Source organism: Streptomyces sp. NPDC001744, from assembly GCF_042892575.1.
GTDB lineage: Bacteria > Actinomycetota > Actinomycetes > Streptomycetales > Streptomycetaceae > Streptomyces.
In genome coordinates, this window is record NZ_JBIAUG010000006.1 from 197,414 (window position 1) to 215,302 (window position 17,889).

19 protein-coding genes are annotated in these 17,889 nt (G+C 71.1%); 13 read left to right on the forward strand and 6 right to left on the reverse strand.

Annotation, left to right across the window (positions count from 1 at the left end; genetic code table 11):
- Entirely contained in the window at positions 1-1,119 is a 1,119-nt protein-coding gene (tal, locus tag ACFYZY_RS10200; RefSeq protein ID WP_388691752.1) for a transaldolase, read from the reverse strand.
- 37 nt (positions 1,120-1,156) lie between these two features.
- Positions 1,157-3,259, reverse strand: coding sequence for a transketolase (tkt, locus tag ACFYZY_RS10205; protein ID WP_388691754.1), 2,103 nt, complete (start codon positions 3,257-3,259; stop codon positions 1,157-1,159).
- A 312-nt stretch (positions 3,260-3,571) separates the two neighbouring features.
- Between tkt and ACFYZY_RS10210 the strand changes: the two genes are divergently transcribed.
- On the forward strand, positions 3,572-4,519 hold the full coding sequence (locus ACFYZY_RS10210; RefSeq protein ID WP_388691757.1) for a heme o synthase: 948 nt from the start codon (positions 3,572-3,574) through the stop codon (positions 4,517-4,519).
- 120 nt (positions 4,520-4,639) lie between these two features.
- Positions 4,640-4,972 carry a hypothetical protein gene (locus tag ACFYZY_RS10215; RefSeq protein WP_388691759.1) on the forward strand — a complete coding sequence of 111 codons (333 nt, stop codon included), beginning with the start codon at positions 4,640-4,642 and terminating at the stop codon, positions 4,970-4,972.
- 88 nt (positions 4,973-5,060) lie between these two features.
- Here the strand turns inward: ACFYZY_RS10215 and ACFYZY_RS10220 are convergent, their stop codons facing one another.
- The 3 genes from ACFYZY_RS10220 to ACFYZY_RS10230 all read right to left on the reverse strand — a co-directional run bounded on the left by ACFYZY_RS10220 (position 5,061) and on the right by ACFYZY_RS10230 (position 7,820).
- Positions 5,061-6,029, reverse strand: coding sequence for a heme A synthase (locus tag ACFYZY_RS10220; protein WP_388691961.1), 969 nt, complete (start codon positions 6,027-6,029; stop codon positions 5,061-5,063).
- A 64-nt stretch (positions 6,030-6,093) separates the two neighbouring features.
- A complete protein-coding gene (locus tag ACFYZY_RS10225) occupies positions 6,094-6,882 on the reverse strand; it encodes an ABC transporter permease (protein ID WP_388691761.1) in 789 nt (262 codons plus the stop codon).
- Positions 6,879-7,820 carry an ABC transporter ATP-binding protein gene (locus ACFYZY_RS10230; protein WP_388691762.1) on the reverse strand — a complete coding sequence of 314 codons (942 nt, stop codon included), beginning with the start codon at positions 7,818-7,820 and terminating at the stop codon, positions 6,879-6,881. The genes ACFYZY_RS10225 and ACFYZY_RS10230 overlap by 4 nt, the downstream gene beginning before the upstream one ends.
- 181 nt (positions 7,821-8,001) lie before the next feature.
- Here ACFYZY_RS10230 and ACFYZY_RS10235 point away from each other — a divergent pair, with 181 nt between their 5' ends.
- From ACFYZY_RS10235 to ACFYZY_RS10270, 8 genes are read left to right on the forward strand one after another with little or no spacing between them, the layout of a single operon-like run.
- The gene (locus ACFYZY_RS10235; RefSeq protein WP_388691765.1) at positions 8,002-8,724 is read left to right on the forward strand and encodes a helix-turn-helix transcriptional regulator; all 723 of its coding nucleotides are present in this window, start codon (positions 8,002-8,004) and stop codon (positions 8,722-8,724) included.
- The gene (gene sufB, locus ACFYZY_RS10240) at positions 8,721-10,136 is read left to right on the forward strand and encodes a Fe-S cluster assembly protein SufB (protein WP_388691766.1); all 1,416 of its coding nucleotides are present in this window, start codon (positions 8,721-8,723) and stop codon (positions 10,134-10,136) included. Before ACFYZY_RS10235 ends, sufB begins: the two co-directional genes overlap by 4 nt.
- 60 nt (positions 10,137-10,196) lie before the next feature.
- Positions 10,197-11,378, forward strand: coding sequence for a Fe-S cluster assembly protein SufD (gene sufD / locus ACFYZY_RS10245; RefSeq protein WP_388691767.1), 1,182 nt, complete (start codon positions 10,197-10,199; stop codon positions 11,376-11,378).
- The gene (locus ACFYZY_RS10250) at positions 11,378-11,695 is read left to right on the forward strand and encodes a bifunctional 3-phenylpropionate/cinnamic acid dioxygenase ferredoxin subunit (protein ID WP_388691770.1); all 318 of its coding nucleotides are present in this window, start codon (positions 11,378-11,380) and stop codon (positions 11,693-11,695) included. The genes sufD and ACFYZY_RS10250 overlap by 1 nt, the downstream gene beginning before the upstream one ends.
- Positions 11,696-11,702: 7 nt before the next feature.
- Positions 11,703-12,467, forward strand: coding sequence for a Fe-S cluster assembly ATPase SufC (gene sufC, locus ACFYZY_RS10255; protein WP_017238623.1), 765 nt, complete (start codon positions 11,703-11,705; stop codon positions 12,465-12,467).
- Positions 12,464-13,732, forward strand: coding sequence for a cysteine desulfurase (locus ACFYZY_RS10260; RefSeq protein ID WP_388691773.1), 1,269 nt, complete (start codon positions 12,464-12,466; stop codon positions 13,730-13,732). The genes sufC and ACFYZY_RS10260 overlap by 4 nt, the downstream gene beginning before the upstream one ends.
- Positions 13,733-13,743: 11 nt before the next feature.
- The gene (sufU, locus tag ACFYZY_RS10265) at positions 13,744-14,214 is read left to right on the forward strand and encodes a Fe-S cluster assembly sulfur transfer protein SufU (protein ID WP_388691776.1); all 471 of its coding nucleotides are present in this window, start codon (positions 13,744-13,746) and stop codon (positions 14,212-14,214) included.
- Positions 14,211-14,549, forward strand: a complete 339-nt coding sequence (locus ACFYZY_RS10270; RefSeq protein WP_055644196.1) for a metal-sulfur cluster assembly factor — start codon at positions 14,211-14,213, stop codon at positions 14,547-14,549. Before sufU ends, ACFYZY_RS10270 begins: the two co-directional genes overlap by 4 nt.
- 90 nt (positions 14,550-14,639) lie before the next feature.
- On the opposite strand, the gene ACFYZY_RS10275 is transcribed toward ACFYZY_RS10270, so the two are convergent.
- Entirely contained in the window at positions 14,640-15,725 is a 1,086-nt protein-coding gene (locus tag ACFYZY_RS10275; RefSeq protein ID WP_388691779.1) for an oxidoreductase, read from the reverse strand.
- Between the two features lie 41 nt (positions 15,726-15,766).
- Here ACFYZY_RS10275 and ACFYZY_RS10280 point away from each other — a divergent pair, with 41 nt between their 5' ends.
- The 3 genes from ACFYZY_RS10280 to dapD all read left to right on the forward strand — a co-directional run bounded on the left by ACFYZY_RS10280 (position 15,767) and on the right by dapD (position 17,855).
- Positions 15,767-16,087 (forward strand): DMT family transporter, encoded by a 321-nt coding sequence (locus ACFYZY_RS10280; protein ID WP_388691781.1) that lies wholly within the window; start codon positions 15,767-15,769, stop codon positions 16,085-16,087.
- Positions 16,087-16,665 (forward strand): TetR/AcrR family transcriptional regulator, encoded by a 579-nt coding sequence (locus tag ACFYZY_RS10285; RefSeq protein ID WP_388691784.1) that lies wholly within the window; start codon positions 16,087-16,089, stop codon positions 16,663-16,665. The genes ACFYZY_RS10280 and ACFYZY_RS10285 overlap by 1 nt, the downstream gene beginning before the upstream one ends.
- 206 nt (positions 16,666-16,871) lie before the next feature.
- Positions 16,872-17,855 carry a 2,3,4,5-tetrahydropyridine-2,6-dicarboxylate N-succinyltransferase gene (dapD, locus tag ACFYZY_RS10290; protein WP_388691787.1) on the forward strand — a complete coding sequence of 328 codons (984 nt, stop codon included), beginning with the start codon at positions 16,872-16,874 and terminating at the stop codon, positions 17,853-17,855.
- Positions 17,856-17,889: the final 34 nt, after the last annotated feature.

Consider the following 17,889-nt stretch of genomic DNA (forward strand, 5'->3'; position numbering starts at 1 on the left):
TTACGCCTCCGAAGGTGCGAGGCGCTTCAGCTCCGCCTCGGTGGACTTGAGCAGGTCGTTCCAGGCCGCCTCGAACTTCTGGACGCCCTCGTCCTCCAGGAGCTGGACGACCTCGTCGTAGCCGATGCCCAGCTTCGCCACGGCCTCCAGGACCTCGCGGGACGCGTCGTACGTGCCGCGGATCGTGTCGCCGGTGACCTCGCCGTGGTCGGCGGTGGCCTCCAGGGTGGCCTCCGGCATGGTGTTGACCGTGCCGGGGGCGACCAGGTCCACCACGTACAGGGTGTCCTTGTACGCCGGGTCCTTGACGCCGGTCGAGGCCCACAGCGGGCGCTGCTTGTTGGCGTGCGCCTTGTCGAGGGCCTCCCAGCGCTCGCCGGAGAAGACCTCCTCGTACGCCTCGTAGGCCAGACGGGCGTTGGCCAGGGCGGCCTTGCCCTTGAGCGCCTTGGCCTCGTCGGTGCCGATGCCGTCCAGGCGCTTGTCGACCTCCGTGTCCACGCGGGAGACGAAGAAGGAGGCCACCGAGTGGATCTCGGAGAGGTCCAGGCCGCGCTCGCGGGCCTTCTCCAGACCCGCCAGGTAGGCGTCCATGACCAGGCGGTAGCGCTCCAGGGAGAAGATCAGCGTGACGTTGACGCTGATGCCGAGGCCGATGACCTCGGTGATCGCCGGCAGGCCCGCCTCGGTGGCCGGGATCTTGATCAGCGCGTTGGGCCGGTCGACCAGCCAGGCGAGCTGCTTGGCCTCGGCGACGGTGGCCTTGGTGTCGTGGGCCAGCCGGGGGTCCACCTCGATGGAGACCCGGCCGTCCTGGCCGTCCGTCGCGTCGAAGACCGGGCGCAGGATGTCGGCGGCGTCCCGGACGTCCGCCGTCGTGATCATGCGGATGGCCTCCTCGACGGTCACCCGGCGGGCGGCGAGGTCGGAGAGCTGCTGGTCGTAGCCGTGGCCCTCGGAGATGGCCTTCTGGAAGATGGACGGGTTGGTGGTGACCCCGACCACGTGGCTCTGGTCGATCAGCTCGGCCAGGTTGCCGGAGGTGATCCGCTGGCGCGAGAGGTCGTCCAGCCAGATCGCGACGCCTTCGTCGGAGAGGCGCTTGAGAGCGTCTGTCATGGGAATTGCATCTCCACTAAGTCGTACGTATTCGGTGTCAGCGCGCGGCGGCGTCGATCGATTCCCGGGCGGCGGCGACGATCGCCTCGGGCGTGAACCCGAACTCGCGGAAGAGGACCTTCGCGTCCGCCGAGGCGCCGAAGTGCTCCAGGGAGACGATCCGGCCGGCGTCACCGACGTACTTGTGCCAGGTCAGGCCGATGCCGGCCTCGACCGCGACCCGGGCGCGGACCGACGGCGGCAGGACGGAGTCCCGGTACGCCGGGTCCTGCTCCTCGAACCACTCCACGGACGGCATCGACACCACCCGGGTGGGCGTACCGGCGGCCTGGAGCTGCTCGCGGGCCTCGACGGCCAGGTGCACCTCGGAACCGGTCGCGATCAGGACCACCTCGGGCTCCGTGCTCTGCCCGGAGGGTCCCTCGGCGTCGAACAGCACGTAGCCGCCCTTGACCGTGTCCTCGTTCGGCGCGTACGTCGGCACGCCCTGGCGGGTGAGCGCCAGACCGTGCGGGGCGCCCTTGCCGAAGACCTTGGTGTGGCGCTGCATGATCTCGCGCCACGCCAGGGCGGTCTCGTTGGCGTCGGCCGGACGGACCAGGTTCAGACCCGGGATCGCGCGCAGCGAGGCCAGGTGCTCCACCGGCTGGTGCGTCGGGCCGTCCTCGCCCAGACCGATCGAGTCGTGGGTCCAGACGTACGTCACGGGCAGGTGCATCAGGGCCGACAGGCGCACCGCGTTGCGCATGTAGTCGGAGAACACCAGGAAGGTGCCGCCGTAGATCCGCGTGTTGCCGTGCAGCGCGATGCCGTTCATCTCGGCGGCCATCGAGTGCTCGCGGATGCCGAAGTGGATCGTGCGGCCGTACGGGTCGGCCTCCGGCAGCGGGTTGCCCGCGGGCAGGAACGACGAGTCCTTGTCGATCGTCGTGTTGTTCGAGCCGGCCAGGTCGGCCGAGCCGCCCCACAGCTCGGGGATGACCGCGCCGAGCGCCTTGAGCACCTGGCCCGAGGCGGCGCGGGTGGCGACGCCCTTGCCCGGCTCGAAGACCGGCAGCTTCTCCGTCCAGCCCTTGGGCAGCTCGTTCGACTCGATGCGGTCGAACTCCGCCGCCCGCTCCGGGTTGGCCGTACGCCACGCGGCGAAGGACTTCTCCCAGGCGGCGCGGGCCTCGCGGCCCCGGTCGCCGAGCGCGCGGGTGTGCGCGATGACCTCGTCGGAGACCTCGAAGGTCTTCTCCGGGTCGAAGCCCAGGACGCGCTTGGTGGCCGCGACCTCGTCGTCGCCGAGCGCCGAGCCGTGCGCGGCCTCGGTGTTCTGCGCGTTCGGGGCGGGCCAGGCGATGATCGAACGCATCGCGATGAACGACGGGCGCTCGGTCTCGGCCTCGGCCGCGCGGATCGCCGCGTACAGCGCGACCGGGTCCAGGTCGCCGTTCTCCTGCGGCTCGACGCGCTGCACGTGCCAGCCGTACGCCTCGTACCGCTTCGTCGTCTCCTCGGAGACGGCCGTCTCGGTGTCGCCCTCGATCGAGATGTGGTTGTCGTCCCACAGCAGGATCAGGTTGCCGAGCTTCTGGTGGCCGGCGAGCGAGGACGCCTCCGCGGAGATGCCCTCCTGGAGGCAGCCGTCGCCGGCGATCGCGTAGATGTGGTGGTCGAACGGGGAGGTGCCGGCCGGCGCCTCCGGGTCGAAGAGACCGCGCTCGAAGCGGGCGGCCATCGCCATGCCCACGGCGTTGGCGACACCCTGGCCCAGCGGGCCGGTGGTCGTCTCCACGCCGGCGGTGTGGCCGTACTCCGGGTGGCCGGGGGTCTTCGAGCCCCAGGTCCGGAACGCCTTGAGGTCGTCCAGTTCGAGACCGAAGCCACCCAGGTACAGCTGGGTGTAGAGGGTCAGGGACGAGTGGCCGGCGGAGAGCACGAAGCGGTCGCGCCCGACCCACGAGGGGTCGGCCGGGTCGTGGCGCATCACCTTCTGGAAGAGGGTGTACGCGACGGGCGCCAGGCTCATCGCCGTACCGGGATGGCCGTTGCCGACCTTCTGTACGGCGTCCGCTGCCAGGACGCGGGCGGTGTCAACGGCCCGCTGGTCCAAATCGGTCCACTCGAGGTCTGTGGTGGTCGGCTTAGTGCTCACCCTGGGTCAGGGCTCCTCTCCACATGTCTGAAGCCGGTGACGGAGGGTGTACCGGCGGTGTCGAGCCTACCCCCGCCGGACGGCCCTCCCCCCTTGCTCGTGCCCCTCAAATGAGCGGATACGACAAGACTGCCGGTGGCCGTGCGACTTCGCCTCCCGAGGGCCGTCCGTCCCTCGGACATACCCCTTCAACACGACCCCACCCCCGCGAAGATCGGCGTCTGGGCAACGTCTACAGTGGCGTGGTACGCGCAAGCCCCGCCCCGTCCCATGCGGAGGGGCTTGCTGGGAAATTCTCTGTCAGGGGTGTGCGTGACGGCCGTCGAGTCCCGACCCGCAGGGGTCGTCTTGACTCCCAGCCCGGGGGGCCATCGGCCGTTCGGGGCCCGCGTCAAGGCGTTCGTGGCGCTGACCAAGCCGCGAATCATCGAGCTGCTGCTCATCACCACCGTTCCGGTGATGTTCCTCGCCGAGCAGGGCGTGCCGAACCTCTGGCTGGTGCTCGCCACCTGCTTCGGCGGCTACCTCTCGGCGGGCGGCGCGAACGCGCTGAACATGTACATCGACCGCGACATCGACGCCCTGATGGACCGCACGTCCCAGCGTCCCCTGGTCACCGGAATGGTCTCGCCGCGCGAGGGCCTGGTCTTCGGCCTCACCCTCGCGGTGGTCTCCACCCTCTGGTTCGGGCTGCTCGTCAACTGGCTCTCCGCCTGGCTGTCGCTCGGCGCGCTGCTCTTCTACGTCGTCGTCTACACGATGATCCTCAAGCGGCGGACCGCGCAGAACATCGTCTGGGGCGGCATCGCCGGCTGCATGCCGGTGCTCATCGGCTGGTCGTCGGTCACGAACTCGATGTCCTGGGCCGCGGTCGTCCTCTTCCTGGTCATCTTCTTCTGGACGCCGCCGCACTACTGGCCGCTGTCGATGAAGGTCAAGGACGACTACGCGCGCGTGGGCGTGCCCATGCTCCCGGTGATCGCCTCCAACAAGGTCGTCGCCAAGCAGATCGTGCTCTACAGCTGGGTCATGGTCGGCGTCTCGCTGCTGCTCACCCCGATGGGCTACACGGGCTGGTTCTACACCGCCGTGGCGCTGCTCACCGGCGGCTGGTGGCTCTGGGAGGCGCACGGGCTGCTGAACCGGGCCAAGGACGGCGCCACGGGCGGCAAGCTCAAGGAGATGCGCCTCTTCCACTGGTCCATCACCTACGTGTCGCTGCTCTTCGTGGCCGTCGCGGTGGACCCCTTCCTCCGCTAGCGCCTCCGGCGGGCGTCCGAAACGCGCTCATATGATCGACTGAAAACGGCCGGGCCGCGGGGGGAAAACCACGCGGCCCGGCCGTCGCCAGTAGATCTACCCGTCGGTAGCATCCCTGTCATGGCAGACACGAAGGCAGACACGAAGAAGGACGAGCGCAGGGCGGCCCGGCTCGCACGGCAGATCCAGGCGTTCTCCAAGGAGCACGGCGGCTCCGAGGGGCACCTGGAGCACATCGGCCAGGCGGGCACCCGGATCGTCCTCGTCGGCGCGGACGGCCTCTGGGGCGACCTGGTGGCCCCGACCCACCCGGTCGCGCGCCAGGCCGCCGAGAAGGCCGGCCTCACCCTCCACGAGGAGTTCGACGGCGAGTTCGCCGCCAAGGTCGTCACGGGCCCGTACGAGTGGTCCCGGATGGCCGGCATCCAGATCGGCGGCCCCTCCGACCGCTGAGCCGGCGGCGGGCGCGTACGCGCGAAGGGCCCACCGGCTCGCGGGGAACCGGTGGGCCCTTCGTGCGGTACGGGCGGGGCCGGGCGGATCAGGCCCTCGCGAGCTCCGGGTCCGTCCGGGCCGGGGCCTCCGGGGCGTCCGACGGGCGCTCGCGCATGCTCAGGGCGAGCCGCAGGACCGCGATCCACATCAGCGAGGAGCCGAGCATGTGGGCGCCGACCAGGAGCTCCGGGACCCCCGTGAAGTACTGGACGTAGCCGATCGCGCCCTGCGCGAGCAGCACGACCAGCAGGTCGCGGGCGCGGGCCCGGGTGTCGTCCGGGGCGTCCACCACGCGCAGCACCAGCCACATGGCCAGGGCGAGGGCGCAGACGATCCAGGCGGAGACGGCGTGGACGTGCGCGGCGTTCGTCCAGTCCCAGGGCATGCGCGGCACGTCGCTGCTGTCGCCGGCGTGCTTGCCGGAGCCGGTCACCGTCGTGCCGAGCGCGATCAGCAGGCCCGAGACGACCGTGAGCGCCCGGGACAGCCCGCGGACCGGGCGCGGCACGCGCGGGCGGGGGGCGCCGTCGCCCTCGCCGGTCCGGTGCCAGGTGATCACGGCGACCGTGAGCAGGGCGTTCGCGGCGAGGAAGTGGCCGGCGACCGTCCACGGGTTGAGGCCCATCCACACCGTGATGCCGCCGAGGACGGCGTTGCTCATCACGATCCAGAACTGGGCCCAGGCGAGCCGGGTGAGGCCGCGCCGCCGGGGCTTGGCCGCGCGCGCGGCGACGATGGTCCAGCCGACGGCCGCCGACAGGACGTACGTCAGCATCCGGTTGCCGAACTCGATGGCGCCGTGGAGGCCCTGCTCGGGCGTGGCGAAGAGGCTGTCGTCCGTGCACTTGGGCCAGGTGTCGCAGCCGAGACCGGAACCGGTCAGCCTGACCGCGCCACCGGTGACGATGATGAGCACGCTCATCACGACGGCGGAGAGCGCGGCGCGCCGGAGCGTCCGGGGGGACGGGGTCCAGCGCCGGGCGATGGAGGCGAGGGGGGTCAGCACGCGCCCTATCGTAGGACGGCGCTTGTGCGCGCTTTCACGAGGGGGGCGTATGCGGCCGAACGGAACCTCTCGGTTACTCCCATCGGAAGAACCGCGCCGCCGCGCCGAGGCCGAGGACGGCCCAGACCGCGAGGGTCAGCGCGTCGCCCCAGGGGAAGGCCGCGCCGTCCTGCAGGACGCTCCGCAGGCCGTCGGAGAGGGCGGAGATCGGGAGCAGCTCCAGCACCGTCCGGGCCGCGTCCGGGAACTTCTCCAGCGGCACGATCACCCCGCCGCCGACCAGGAGCAGCAGGAAGACCAGGTTGGCGGCGGCCAGGGTGGCCTCGGCCTTCAGGGTGCCGGCCATCAGCAGGCCGAGGCCGGAGAAGGCGGCCGTGCCGAGGACCAGGAGCAGCAGGACCGGGAACGGGTTCCCGTGCGGGGACCAGCCCAGCGCCAGCGCGATCGCCGTCAGGAGCGCGACCTGGAGGACCTCGGTGACGAGGACGGAGAGCGTCTTGGCGGTCATCAGGGCCCAGCGGGGGAGCGGGGAGGCCCCCAGGCGCTTGAGCACCCCGTACCGGCGCTCGAAGCCGGTCGCGATGGCCTGGCCGGTGAAGGCGGTGGACATCACGGCGAGGGCGAGGACGCCGGGGGTGAGGAAGTCGACGGCCCTCCCGGCGCCGGTGTCGATGATGTCGACCGTGGAGAACAGCACCAGGAGCAGCGAGGGGATGACGACCGTCAGGAGGAGCTGCTCGCCGTTGCGCAGCAGCATCCTGGTCTCCAGGGCGGTCTGCGCGGCGATCATCCGCCCGACGGGCGCCGCCCCGGGCCTCGGGGCGTAGGTGCCCGTACCGGGGGCGCGGGTGTCCGTGCTCATGACCTCAGCTCCTTGCCGGTGAGCTCCAGGAAGACGTCTTCCAGGGTGTGGCGTTCGACGGAGATCCCGCCGGGCATGACGCCGTGCTGGGCGCACCAGCTGGTCACCGTGGCGAGCAGCTGCGGGTCGATGTCGCCGGTGACGCGGTACGTGCCCGGAAGGGTCTCCGCCGCGGCCGTGCCGTCCGGCAGCGCCTTGAGCAGGGAGCCCAGGTCGAGGTGGGGGCGGCCGGTGAAGCGCAGGGTGTTCTCGGCCCCGCCCCGGCACAGCTCCTCGGGGCTGCCCTGGGCGGCGATCCGGCCCGCGTCCACGATGGCGACGTCGTCGGCCAGCTCCTCGGCCTCCTGCATGAAGTGTGTGGTGAGGACGGTGGTCACCCCGTCGGCGCGCAGCTCGCGGACCAGCTCCCAGGTGGCCCGGCGGGCCTGCGGGTCGAGCCCCGCGGTGGGTTCGTCGAGGAAGACCAGCTCCGGGCGGCCGACGACGGCCATGGCGAGCGCGAGGCGCTGCTGCTGGCCCCCGGAGAGGCGCCGGTAGGAGGTGCGGCCGCAGGAGCCGAGGCCGAGGCGCTCGATCAGGGCGTCCACGTCCAGCGGGTGGGCGTGCAGCTTCGCCATGTGGCGGAGCATCTCGTCGGCGCGGGCGCCGGAGTAGACGCCACCCGACTGGAGCATGACGCCGATCCGGGGGCGCAGGGCGGACGCGTCGGCGACCGGGTCGAGGCCGAGGACCCGGACGGTGCCGGCGTCGGCCCCGCGGTAGCCCTCGCAGATCTCGACCGTGGTGGTCTTGCCGGCCCCGTTGGGACCGAGGACGGCGGTGACGGTGCCCGCCCGCACGTCCAGGTCGAGGCCGTCGACGGCGGTCTTGGACCCGTATCGTTTGACCAGGCCACGGACCTGGACGACGGACTCGCTCGTTCTGGACTCACCGCGCATGCCGGGAAGTCTAGAGAGCGTCCGGGGGGCCTCCGGTCCCGGGGCCCGGGGAGCGGCCGGATTCATCCCACGAATGATCGTTTTCGCAGGTCAGGTAAGCCTTACCTGAGTGACGCACGGCACCGCCGCCGCCGCCCGGCCCGGCTTGTCACCGCCCGATTAATTACGCAACAATGGTGTTGTGAAAAACGTTGGCGCGGCTCCCGTGGAGGAACTCGCGACCCGGGAGCGTTCGACTCGCAACCGGGTGGCGCGGTCGATCCTGGACCACGGACCGTCGACCGTCTCCGACCTGGCCGACCGGCTCGGCCTCACCCAGGCCGCGGTCCGCCGCCACCTCGACTCGCTGGTCGCGGAGAACGTCGTCGAGGCCCGCGAGAAGCGCGTCTACGGCGCCCGCGGCCGCGGCCGCCCCGCGAAGGTCTTCGCGCTCACCGACTGCGGCCGGGACGCCTTCGACCAGTCGTACGACTCGCTCGCCGTCGAGGCGCTCCGGTGGATCGAACGCAACGCCGGAGGAGAGGCGGCCGTCGCCGCCTTCGCCCGGGACCGGATCGAGAGCCAGGGGAGCGCGTACCGCGAGGCCGTCGAGGCGGCCGAGCCCGCGCGGCGGACCGAGGCGCTCGCCAGGGCCCTCACGGCGGACGGGTACGCTGCCACCGCGCGGAACGCGCCGGTCGGCGAGCAGCTCTGCCAGCACCACTGCCCGGTCGCCCACGTCGCCGAGCAGTACCCCCAGCTGTGCGAGGCGGAGACGGAGTTCTTCTCCCGTCTCCTGGGAACGCACGTCCAGCGTCTGGCCACCATCGCCCATGGTGACGGCGTCTGCACCACGTTCATCCCGCACGGCGCCCCACAGACCACCGCATCATCCGACAGCACGGCCGGGAGGAACCCCGCATGACCACCGAGATCAGCCACCCCGAGCTTGAGGGCCTGGGTCGGTACGAGTACGGCTGGGCCGACTCCGACGCCGCCGGTGCCACCGCCAAGCGCGGTCTGAACGAAGACGTCGTCCGCGACATCTCCGCGAAGAAGAACGAGCCCGAGTGGATGCTGAAGCTGCGTCTCAAGGGTCTGCGCCTCTTCGGCAAGAAGCCCATGCCGACCTGGGGCTCCGACCTCTCCGGCATCGACTTCGACAACATCAAGTACTTCGTCCGGTCCACCGAGAAGCAGGCCGAGTCCTGGGAGGACCTGCCGGAGGACATCAAGAACACGTACGACAAGCTCGGCATCCCCGAGGCCGAGAAGCAGCGCCTCGTCGCCGGCGTCGCCGCCCAGTACGAGTCCGAGGTCGTCTACCACCAGATCCGCGAGGACCTGGAGGAGCAGGGCGTGATCTTCGTCGACACCGACACCGCGCTGAAGGAGCACGAGGAACTCTTCAAGGAGTACTTCGGCACCGTCATCCCGGTCGGCGACAACAAGTTCGCCTCCCTGAACACGGCCGTGTGGTCCGGCGGCTCCTTCATCTACGTGCCGAAGGGCGTGCACGTCGAGATCCCGCTCCAGGCGTACTTCCGCATCAACACGGAGAACATGGGCCAGTTCGAGCGGACGCTGATCGTCGTGGACGAGGACGCCTACGTCCACTACGTCGAGGGCTGCACCGCCCCGATCTACTCCTCGGACTCGCTGCACAGCGCCGTCGTGGAGATCATCGTCAAGAAGGGCGGCCGCTGCCGCTACACGACCATCCAGAACTGGTCGAACAACGTCTACAACCTGGTGACCAAGCGCGCCGTCGCCTACGAGGGCGCCACCATGGAGTGGGTCGACGGCAACATCGGCTCCAAGGTCACCATGAAGTACCCGGCCGTCTACCTCATGGGCGAGCACGCCAGGGGCGAGACCCTGTCCATCGCCTTCGCGGGCGAGGGCCAGCACCAGGACGCGGGCGCCAAGATGGTCCACATGGCCCCGAACACCTCCTCCAACATCGTCTCCAAGTCGGTGGCGCGGGGCGGCGGCCGCACCTCCTACCGCGGTCTCATCGAGATCGGCGAGGGCGCTCCGGGCTCCAAGTCCAACGTGCTCTGCGACGCGCTGCTGGTGGACACCATCTCCCGCTCGGACACGTACCCCTACGTGGACGTGCGCGAGGACGACGTCTCCATGGGCCACGAGGCCACCGTCTCCAAGGTCTCCGAGGACCAGCTCTTCTACCTGATGAGCCGCGGCCTCACGGAGTTCGAGGCCATGGCGATGATCGTCCGCGGCTTCGTCGAGCCCATCGCCAAGGAGCTGCCCATGGAGTACGCCCTGGAGCTCAACCGGCTGATCGAGCTGCAGATGGAGGGCGCGGTCGGCTGACGCCGCCCCGCCGTCCCGTACCGCCCCGTTCTTACGCAGGAAGAGAGCAACACGACAGCCATGGCTGAGGCTCAGAACATCCCGGCAGGTTCGACCACTGCCGGCTCGATCGCGGTGGCCGCCGAGTCCACCGTCGCCACGCGCATGAGCGCGCCCCCCTCCTTCGACGTCGCGGACTTCCCCGTCCCGCACGGCCGCGAGGAGGAGTGGCGGTTCACCCCGCTGGAGCGCCTGCGCGGTCTGCACGACGGCACCGCCGTCGCGACCGGTGAGGGCGTCAAGGTCGACATCGAGGCCCCCGAGGGCGTCACCGTGGAGACCGTCGGCCGTGACGACGAGCGCCTCGGCCGGGCCGGCAGGCCCGTCGACCGGGTCGCCGCCCAGGCGTACTCCTCGTTCGAGAAGGCGTCGGTCGTCACCGTCGCCAAGGACACCGTCCTGACCGAGCCGATCCGCGTCGCCGTCCACGGCAACGGCGGGGTCGCCTTCGGCCACCAGGTGATCGAGCTCGGGGCCTTCGCCGAGGCCGTCGTGGTCATCGACCACACCGGCGACGCCGTCCTCGCCGCCAACGTCGACTACGTCCTCGGCGACGGCGCCAAGCTCACGGTCGTCTCCGTCCAGGACTGGGACGAGAACGCCGTCCACGTCGCCCAGCACAACGCCCTCGTCGGCCGCGACGCCTCCTTCAAGTCGGTCGTCGTCACCTTCGGCGGCGACGTCGTCCGCCTCCACCCGCGCGTGGCGTACGCGGCCCCCGGCGGCGAGGCCGAGCTGTTCGGCCTGTACTTCACCGACGCGGGCCAGCACCAGGAGCACCGCCTCCTGGTGGACCACAACACCCCGCACTGCAAGTCCAACGTGGCCTACAAGGGCGCGCTCCAGGGCCAGGACGCGCACGCCGTCTGGATCGGCGACGTGCTCATCCGGGCCGCCGCCGAGGGCACCGACACGTACGAGCTGAACCGGAACCTGGTCCTCACGGACGGCGCCCGGGTCGACTCCGTGCCGAACCTGGAGATCGAGACCGGCGAGATCGCCGGCGCCGGCCACGCCTCGGCCACCGGCCGCTTCGACGACGAGCAGCTCTTCTACCTGATGGCCCGCGGCATCCCGGAGATCGAGGCCCGCCGCCTCGTCGTCCGCGGCTTCTTCGCCGAACTGGTCCAGCAGATCGGCCTGCCCGACGTCCAGGAGCGCCTGCTCGCCAAGATCGAGGCCGAGCTGGAGGCGTCCGTCTGATGGCCTTCGTCCGAGTCTGCGCACTGGGCGAGCTGGAGGCCGACACCCCGAAGCGGGTCGAGGTCGACGGCACCCCGGTGTCGGTCGTGCGCACCGAGGGCGAGGTGTTCGCGATCAACGACATCTGCTCGCACGCGAACGTCTCCCTCTCGGAGGGCGAGGTCGAGGACTGCGCCATCGAGTGCTGGCTGCACGGCTCCAGCTTCGACCTGCGCACCGGCAAGCCCTCCGGCCTTCCCGCGACGCGTCCCGTCCCCGTTTACCCCGTAAAGATCGAAGGGGACGATGTGCTCGTCTCCGTCACCCAGGAGTCCTGAGTCACCCATGGCTACGCTTGAAATCCACGACCTGCACGTCTCCGTCGAGGCGGAGAACGGCCCCCGCGAGATCCTCAAGGGCGTCGACCTGACCATCAAGCAGGGCGAGACCCACGCCGTCATGGGCCCCAACGGCTCCGGCAAGTCCACCCTGGCGTACTCGCTGGCCGGCCACCCGAAGTACACCGTCACCGGCGGCACCGTCACCCTCGACGGCGAGGACGTCCTGGAGATGTCGGTCGACGAGCGCGCCCGCGCTGGCGTCTTCCTGGCCATGCAGTACCCGGTCGAGGTCCCCGGCGTCTCGGTCTCCAACTTCCTGCGCACCTCCGCCACCGCCGTCCGCGGCGAGGCCCCCAAGCTGCGCACCTGGGTGAAGGAGGTCAAGTCCGCGATGGAGCAGCTCCAGATGGATCCGGCCTTCGCCGAGCGCAACGTCAACGAGGGCTTCTCCGGCGGCGAGAAGAAGCGCCACGAGATCCTCCAGCTGGAGCTCCTCAAGCCGAAGATCGCGATCCTCGACGAGACCGACTCCGGCCTCGACGTCGACGCCCTGCGCATCGTCTCCGAGGGCGTCAACCGCGTCCGCGAGACCGGTGAGGTCGGCACCCTGCTGATCACCCACTACACGCGCATCCTGCGCTACATCAAGCCCGACTTCGTGCACGTGTTCGCGAACGGCCGCATCGCCGAGTCCGGCGGCGCCGAGCTCGCCGACCAGCTGGAGAACGAGGGCTACGACAAGTACGTGAAGGGTGGCGCGTCCGCGTGACTTCTGCCCATCAGGGGCTCTCCGGCCTCCTCGACACCGAGGCGATCCGCAAGGACTTCCCGCTCCTGGACCGCGTGGTCCACGACGGCAAGAAGATCGTGTACCTCGACTCCGCGGCGACCTCGCAGAAGCCGCGCCAGGTCCTCGACGCGCTCAACCAGTACTACGAGCGCCACAACGCCAACGTCCACCGCGGCGTCTACACGGTGGCCGAGGAGGCGACGGCGCTCTACGAAGGCGCCCGCGACAAGGTGGCGGCCTTCATCAACGCGCCGAGCCGTGACGAGGTGATCTTCACCAAGAACGCCTCCGAGTCGCTCAACCTCGTGGCCAACATGCTGGGCTGGGCCGACGAGCCCTACCGCGTGGACCACGAGACCGAGATCGCCATCACGGAGATGGAGCACCACTCCAACATCGTGCCGTGGCAGCTGCTCTCGCAGCGCACGGGCGCGAAGCTGAAGTGGTTCGGCCTCACCGACGACGGCCGTCTCGACCTCTCGAACATCGAGGAGGTCATCACCGAGAAGACCAAGATCGTCTCGTTCACCCTGGTGTCGAACCTGCTCGGTACGCACAACCCGGTCGAGACGATCATCCGCCGCGCCCAGCAGGTCGGCGCGCTGGTCTGCATCGACGCCTCCCAGGCGGCCCCGCACATGGTCCTGGACGTGCAGGCGCTCCAGGCCGACTTCGTGGCCTTCACCGGCCACAAGATGTGCGGCCCGACCGGCATCGGCGTGCTGTGGGGACGGCAGGAACTCCTGGAGGACCTGCCGCCCTTCCTCGGCGGCGGCGAGATGATCGAGACCGTCTCGATGCACTCCTCGACGTACGCGCCCGCCCCGCACAAGTTCGAGGCGGGCACGCCCCCGATCGCGCAGGCCGTCGGCCTCGGCGCGGCCGTGGACTACCTGTCCGCGATCGGCATGGAGAACATCGCGCGCCACGAGCACGCGATCACCGAGTACGCCGTCCGGCGCCTCCAGGAGGTCCCGGACCTGCGGATCATCGGCCCCACCACGGCCGAGGGCCGCGGCGCGGCGATCTCCTTCACGCTCGGCGACATCCACCCGCACGACGTGGGCCAGGTCCTCGACGAGGAGGGCATCGCGGTCCGGGTCGGCCACCACTGCGCGCGGCCGGTCTGCCTCCGCTACGGAGTTCCCGCGACCACGCGGGCGTCGTTCTATCTGTACTCCACTCCGGCCGAGGTCGACGCCCTGGTCGACGGGCTGGAGCACGTACGGAACTTCTTCGGCTAGGGGACGGGCTCGTGAAGCTGGATTCGATGTACCAGGACGTCATCCTGGACCACTACAAGCACCCGCACGGGCGCGGTCTGCGGGACGGCGACGCCGAGGTGCACCACGTGAACCCCACGTGCGGCGACGAGATCACGCTCCGCGTGAAGTACGACGGCTCGCGCGTCGAGGACGTGTCGTACGAGGGCCAGGGCTGCTCCATCAGCCAGGCGTCGGCCTCCGTCCTCAACGAGCTGCTCGTCGGCAAGGAGCTGGACGAGGCGCGGAAGATCCAGGGCACCTTCCTGGAGCTGATGCAGTCCAAGGGCCAGCTCGAGCCGGACGACGCGATGGAGGAGGTCCTGGAGGACGCGGTCGCGTTCGCCGGGGTCTCCAAGTACCCGGCCCGTGTGAAGTGCGCGCTGCTCAGCTGGATGGCGTGGAAGGACGCGACCGCCCAGGCTCTGGGGGACGACGACGAGGCAGTGAGGAAGTCTGCATGACCGAGAACGCCGGGGCCACCATGAAGCCGGCCTCCGAGGAAGAAGTCCGCGAGGCGCTGTACGACGTCGTCGACCCCGAACTGGGCATCGACGTCGTCAACCTGGGCCTGATCTACGGCATCCACATCGACGACTCCAACGTCGCGACGCTGGACATGACCCTGACGTCGGCGGCCTGCCCGCTGACCGACGTGATCGAGGACCAGGCGAAGTCCGCCACGGACGGCATCGTCAGCGAGCTGAAGATCAACTGGGTCTGGATGCCGCCGTGGGGCCCGGACAAGATCACGGACGACGGGCGCGAGCAGCTCCGCGCGCTCGGCTTCAACGTCTGAGCGGTCCCCTCGTACGAACGGCCGTGCTCCCCGTCCGCCGGGGAGCACGGCCGTTCGCGCGTACCACCTCGCCGTCGACGCGGCGGCCGCTCACGGGCCGAAGTGCGGCACCCCCGCGGCCCGGGCCAGCTCCGGGGCCAGGTTCTCCTTGCGGATGCGCTGGTCCACGTAGAGCAGGGAGGTGACCAGCGGCGGGAAGACGGAGACGAGTGCCTGGCCGACCAGCTGCCCCAGGAGCAGGAGGACGAAGAGGACGACGAAGGTGGCGATCACCGACGCCGGGCTGTCGGTGGAGGGGTCGAAACCCATCATGGGCACCATCATGAGGAACGAGAGCCCCTGCTGGATCGCCCCGTTCACCACGGCGGCCATGACGGCGGCGAGGAGCGTGCAGCCGAACACGCGCCACCAGGAGTCGCGGACCAGGAGCGAGGAGCGGCGCAGCGAGGCGACCGCGCCCTGACCCTCCATCACCACCGCCGCCTGGGACAGGCAGAACTTCACCCAGAGCCAGACCGTGAGCGGCGCGGTGACCAGCGCGCCCAGCAGCCCCAGGACCGGCAGGATCAGCACGTCGGTGGGGGACGTCCCGTCGCGCGCGGCCGTGATCAGCCCCGCCATCATGCCGGCGAAGCCCCCGAAGAAGCAGAGGGCCGGGAGCAGGGCCGCCAGGCCCGACAGGAACACCGAGCCGAGGACGGCCGGCAGCCGGGTCCAGGACCGGCGCCAGACCGCGCCGAAGGTGGTGGACCGGCCCAGGACCGCCTCCTGGACCACGGCGGGACAGGCTGCCGCGACCAAGCCGTTCGTACAGAACATGACAATCAGGGCGAAGAGCCAGACGCAGGCGAAGGCGATCAGGAGCGGGCGGATGTCCTCCCAGTCCGGCTCCTGTCCGGCGGGCAGGTCGAACACCCGGGGAAGGTGGTCGCCGACGGCCGCGTACGCGACGCCGAGCGCCGCCCCGAAGAGCAGCAGCGCGATGCCGTAGGCGGCGCCCGTCACGCCGAGCAGCTGCCGCCAGTGGCGTCCGAAGGTGGCGAAGGCGCCGCTCAGGACCGCGCCGAAGTCCAGCGGCGCCAGGGGTATCACGCCGGGCTTCGGCGGTGGCGGAGGCGGTGGCGGGTAGGCGTGGCCGCCGTAACCGTAACCGTGGGGATGCGGAGGAGTCGTCATGCGGCACACGGTATCCGGTGGTGTTGTGTACGGTCGTACACATGGGTTACGGACTGCTGGCGGGCGCCATCGCGGCGGAGATCCTCGCCACCACCTCGATGAAGTACAGCGACGGGTTCACCCGGCTCTGGCCCTCGCTCGTCACCGGAGTGGGCTACCTGGTCGCCTTCGCGCTCCTGGCGCAGGCCCTCAGGACGCTCCAGGTCGGCACCGCGTACGCCATCTGGTCCGGGGTCGGCACCGCCGCCGTCGCCACCATCGGCGTCCTCTTCCTCGGCGAGACGCTCGGCCCCGCCAAGATCGCCGGAGTCGTCCTCATCGTCGCCGGGGTCGCCGTCCTCCACCTCGGCGGCGCCCACTGATGGCCCGTGCCCGCCGCCACGACCCCGGGCGCCGCGAACGCATCGTGGACGCGGCCCTCCGGGTCGTCGGACGGGCCGGCATCGCCGGGCTGAGCCACCGGGCGGTGGCCGCCGAGGCGGACGTGCCGCTCGGCTCCACCACCTACCACTTCGCCTCCCTCGACGAGCTCCTCGTCGCGGCCCTGCGCCGGGCCGGCGAGGGCTTCGGCCGGGCGGTCCGCGAGAGCCCCGCCCTCGCGGACCCGGACGCCGACCTCGCCACCGCGCTCGCCCGGCTCCTGGGGGAGTGGCTGGAGGCCGACCCCGCCGGCGCGGAGCTGGAGTACGAGCTCTACCTCGCCGCCCTCCGCCGCCCCGCCCTGCGCCCGGTCGTCGCCGAGTGGACCGGTGCCGTCGCCGCCGCCCTGGCCCGCCGCACCGACCCCGCGACCGCCCGCGCCCTGGTCGCCCTCATGGACGGCGTCTGCCTGCGCGTCCTCCTCACCGGCGACGCGTACGAGGAGGGGGAGACACGCGCGATGCTGGGGCGGGTGCTGCGCCCCGGAACCCCGGACGGGGCCCCGGACGGAGCGCCGTGACCCGTTCGGTCGTGACCCCCCCCGGCCCTGACCCGCCCGGAACGCGGAGCGTTCTCGCGGGGCCGGTCCGGACCGGTGGAGTGCCCTCCGGGGCCGGTCCGGACCACCGCTCCTCCCCTCCGGAGCCGGTCCGGGCCGCCGACGCGCCCGCCCGGCACCCGAGACCGGTTGGCCCGGGCGGGGGCCCGCCGGTTAGGTTTTCCGTCATGACCACTGCTCCTCGCACCACCGGCGCCGTCGCCGCCGGCCTCGCCACCGTCGCCGGCGACGGCACCGTCCTCGACACCTGGTTCCCCGCCCCCGAGCTGACCGGGGCGCCCGGCCCCGCCGGCACCGAACGGCTCTCCCCCGACGAGGCCGTGAACGCCCTCGGGGCGGGCGCCGCCAAGGCCCTCGGCGTGGACGCCCGCCGCGGCGTCGAGGTGGTCGCCGTCCGCACCGTCATCGCCTCGCTCGACGAGAAGCCGCTCGACGCCCATGACGCGTACCTGCGCCTGCACCTCCTCAGCCACCGGCTCGTCAAGCCGCACGGCCAGAACCTGGACGGCCTCTTCGGCCTCCTCGCCAACGTCGCCTGGACCTCGCTCGGCCCGGTCGCCGTGGACGACGTCGAGAAGGTCCGCCTCAACGCGCGCGCCGAGGGCCTGCACCTCCAGGTGACCTCGATCGACAAGTTCCCCCGCATGACCGACTACGTCGCGCCCGCCGGGGTCCGCATCGCCGACGCCGACCGCGTCCGCCTCGGCGCCCACCTCGCCGCCGGCACCACCGTCATGCACGAGGGCTTCGTCAACTTCAACGCCGGCACCCTCGGCACCTCGATGGTCGAGGGCCGGATCTCCGCCGGCGTCGTCGTCGGCGACGGTTCCGACATCGGCGGCGGCGCCTCCACCATGGGCACCCTCTCCGGCGGCGGCAACGTCGTCATCTCGATCGGCGAGCGCTGCCTGATCGGCGCCGAGGCGGGCGTCGGCATCGCGCTGGGCGACGAGTGCGTGGTCGAGGCCGGTCTGTACGTCACCGCCGGCACCCGGATCACCCTGCCCGACGGCCAGATCGTGAAGGCCCGCGAGCTCTCCGGCGCCTCGAACATCCTCTTCCGCCGCAACTCGGTGACCGGCGCCGTCGAGGCCCGCCCGAACAACGCGGTCTGGGGCGGACTCAACGAGGTCCTGCACAGCCACAACTGAGCCGCCGACAGGACGGCACCGGCCGCCCCGCCCC

Excerpts from the sequence above, each read along its gene's own strand:
- ACFYZY_RS10285 (WP_388691784.1), top strand. The coding sequence starts at position 16,087 with ATGGCCCGTGCCCGCCGCCACGACCCCGGGCGCCGCGAACGCATCGTG.
- sufC (WP_017238623.1), top strand. The coding sequence starts at position 11,703 with ATGGCTACGCTTGAAATCCACGACCTGCACGTCTCCGTCGAGGCGGAG.
- sufB (WP_388691766.1), top strand. The coding sequence starts at position 8,721 with ATGACCACCGAGATCAGCCACCCCGAGCTTGAGGGCCTGGGTCGGTAC.
- sufD (WP_388691767.1), top strand. The coding sequence starts at position 10,197 with ATGGCTGAGGCTCAGAACATCCCGGCAGGTTCGACCACTGCCGGCTCG.
- tal (WP_388691752.1), bottom strand. The coding sequence starts at position 1,119 with ATGACAGACGCTCTCAAGCGCCTCTCCGACGAAGGCGTCGCGATCTGG.
- ACFYZY_RS10270 (WP_055644196.1), top strand. The coding sequence starts at position 14,211 with ATGACCGAGAACGCCGGGGCCACCATGAAGCCGGCCTCCGAGGAAGAA.
- ACFYZY_RS10280 (WP_388691781.1), top strand. The coding sequence starts at position 15,767 with ATGGGTTACGGACTGCTGGCGGGCGCCATCGCGGCGGAGATCCTCGCC.
- dapD (WP_388691787.1), top strand. The coding sequence starts at position 16,872 with ATGACCACTGCTCCTCGCACCACCGGCGCCGTCGCCGCCGGCCTCGCC.
- ACFYZY_RS10225 (WP_388691761.1), bottom strand. The coding sequence starts at position 6,882 with ATGAGCACGGACACCCGCGCCCCCGGTACGGGCACCTACGCCCCGAGG.
- ACFYZY_RS10215 (WP_388691759.1), top strand. The coding sequence starts at position 4,640 with ATGGCAGACACGAAGGCAGACACGAAGAAGGACGAGCGCAGGGCGGCC.
- ACFYZY_RS10230 (WP_388691762.1), bottom strand. The coding sequence starts at position 7,820 with ATGCGCGGTGAGTCCAGAACGAGCGAGTCCGTCGTCCAGGTCCGTGGC.
- ACFYZY_RS10250 (WP_388691770.1), top strand. The coding sequence starts at position 11,378 with ATGGCCTTCGTCCGAGTCTGCGCACTGGGCGAGCTGGAGGCCGACACC.
- ACFYZY_RS10275 (WP_388691779.1), bottom strand. The coding sequence starts at position 15,725 with ATGACGACTCCTCCGCATCCCCACGGTTACGGTTACGGCGGCCACGCC.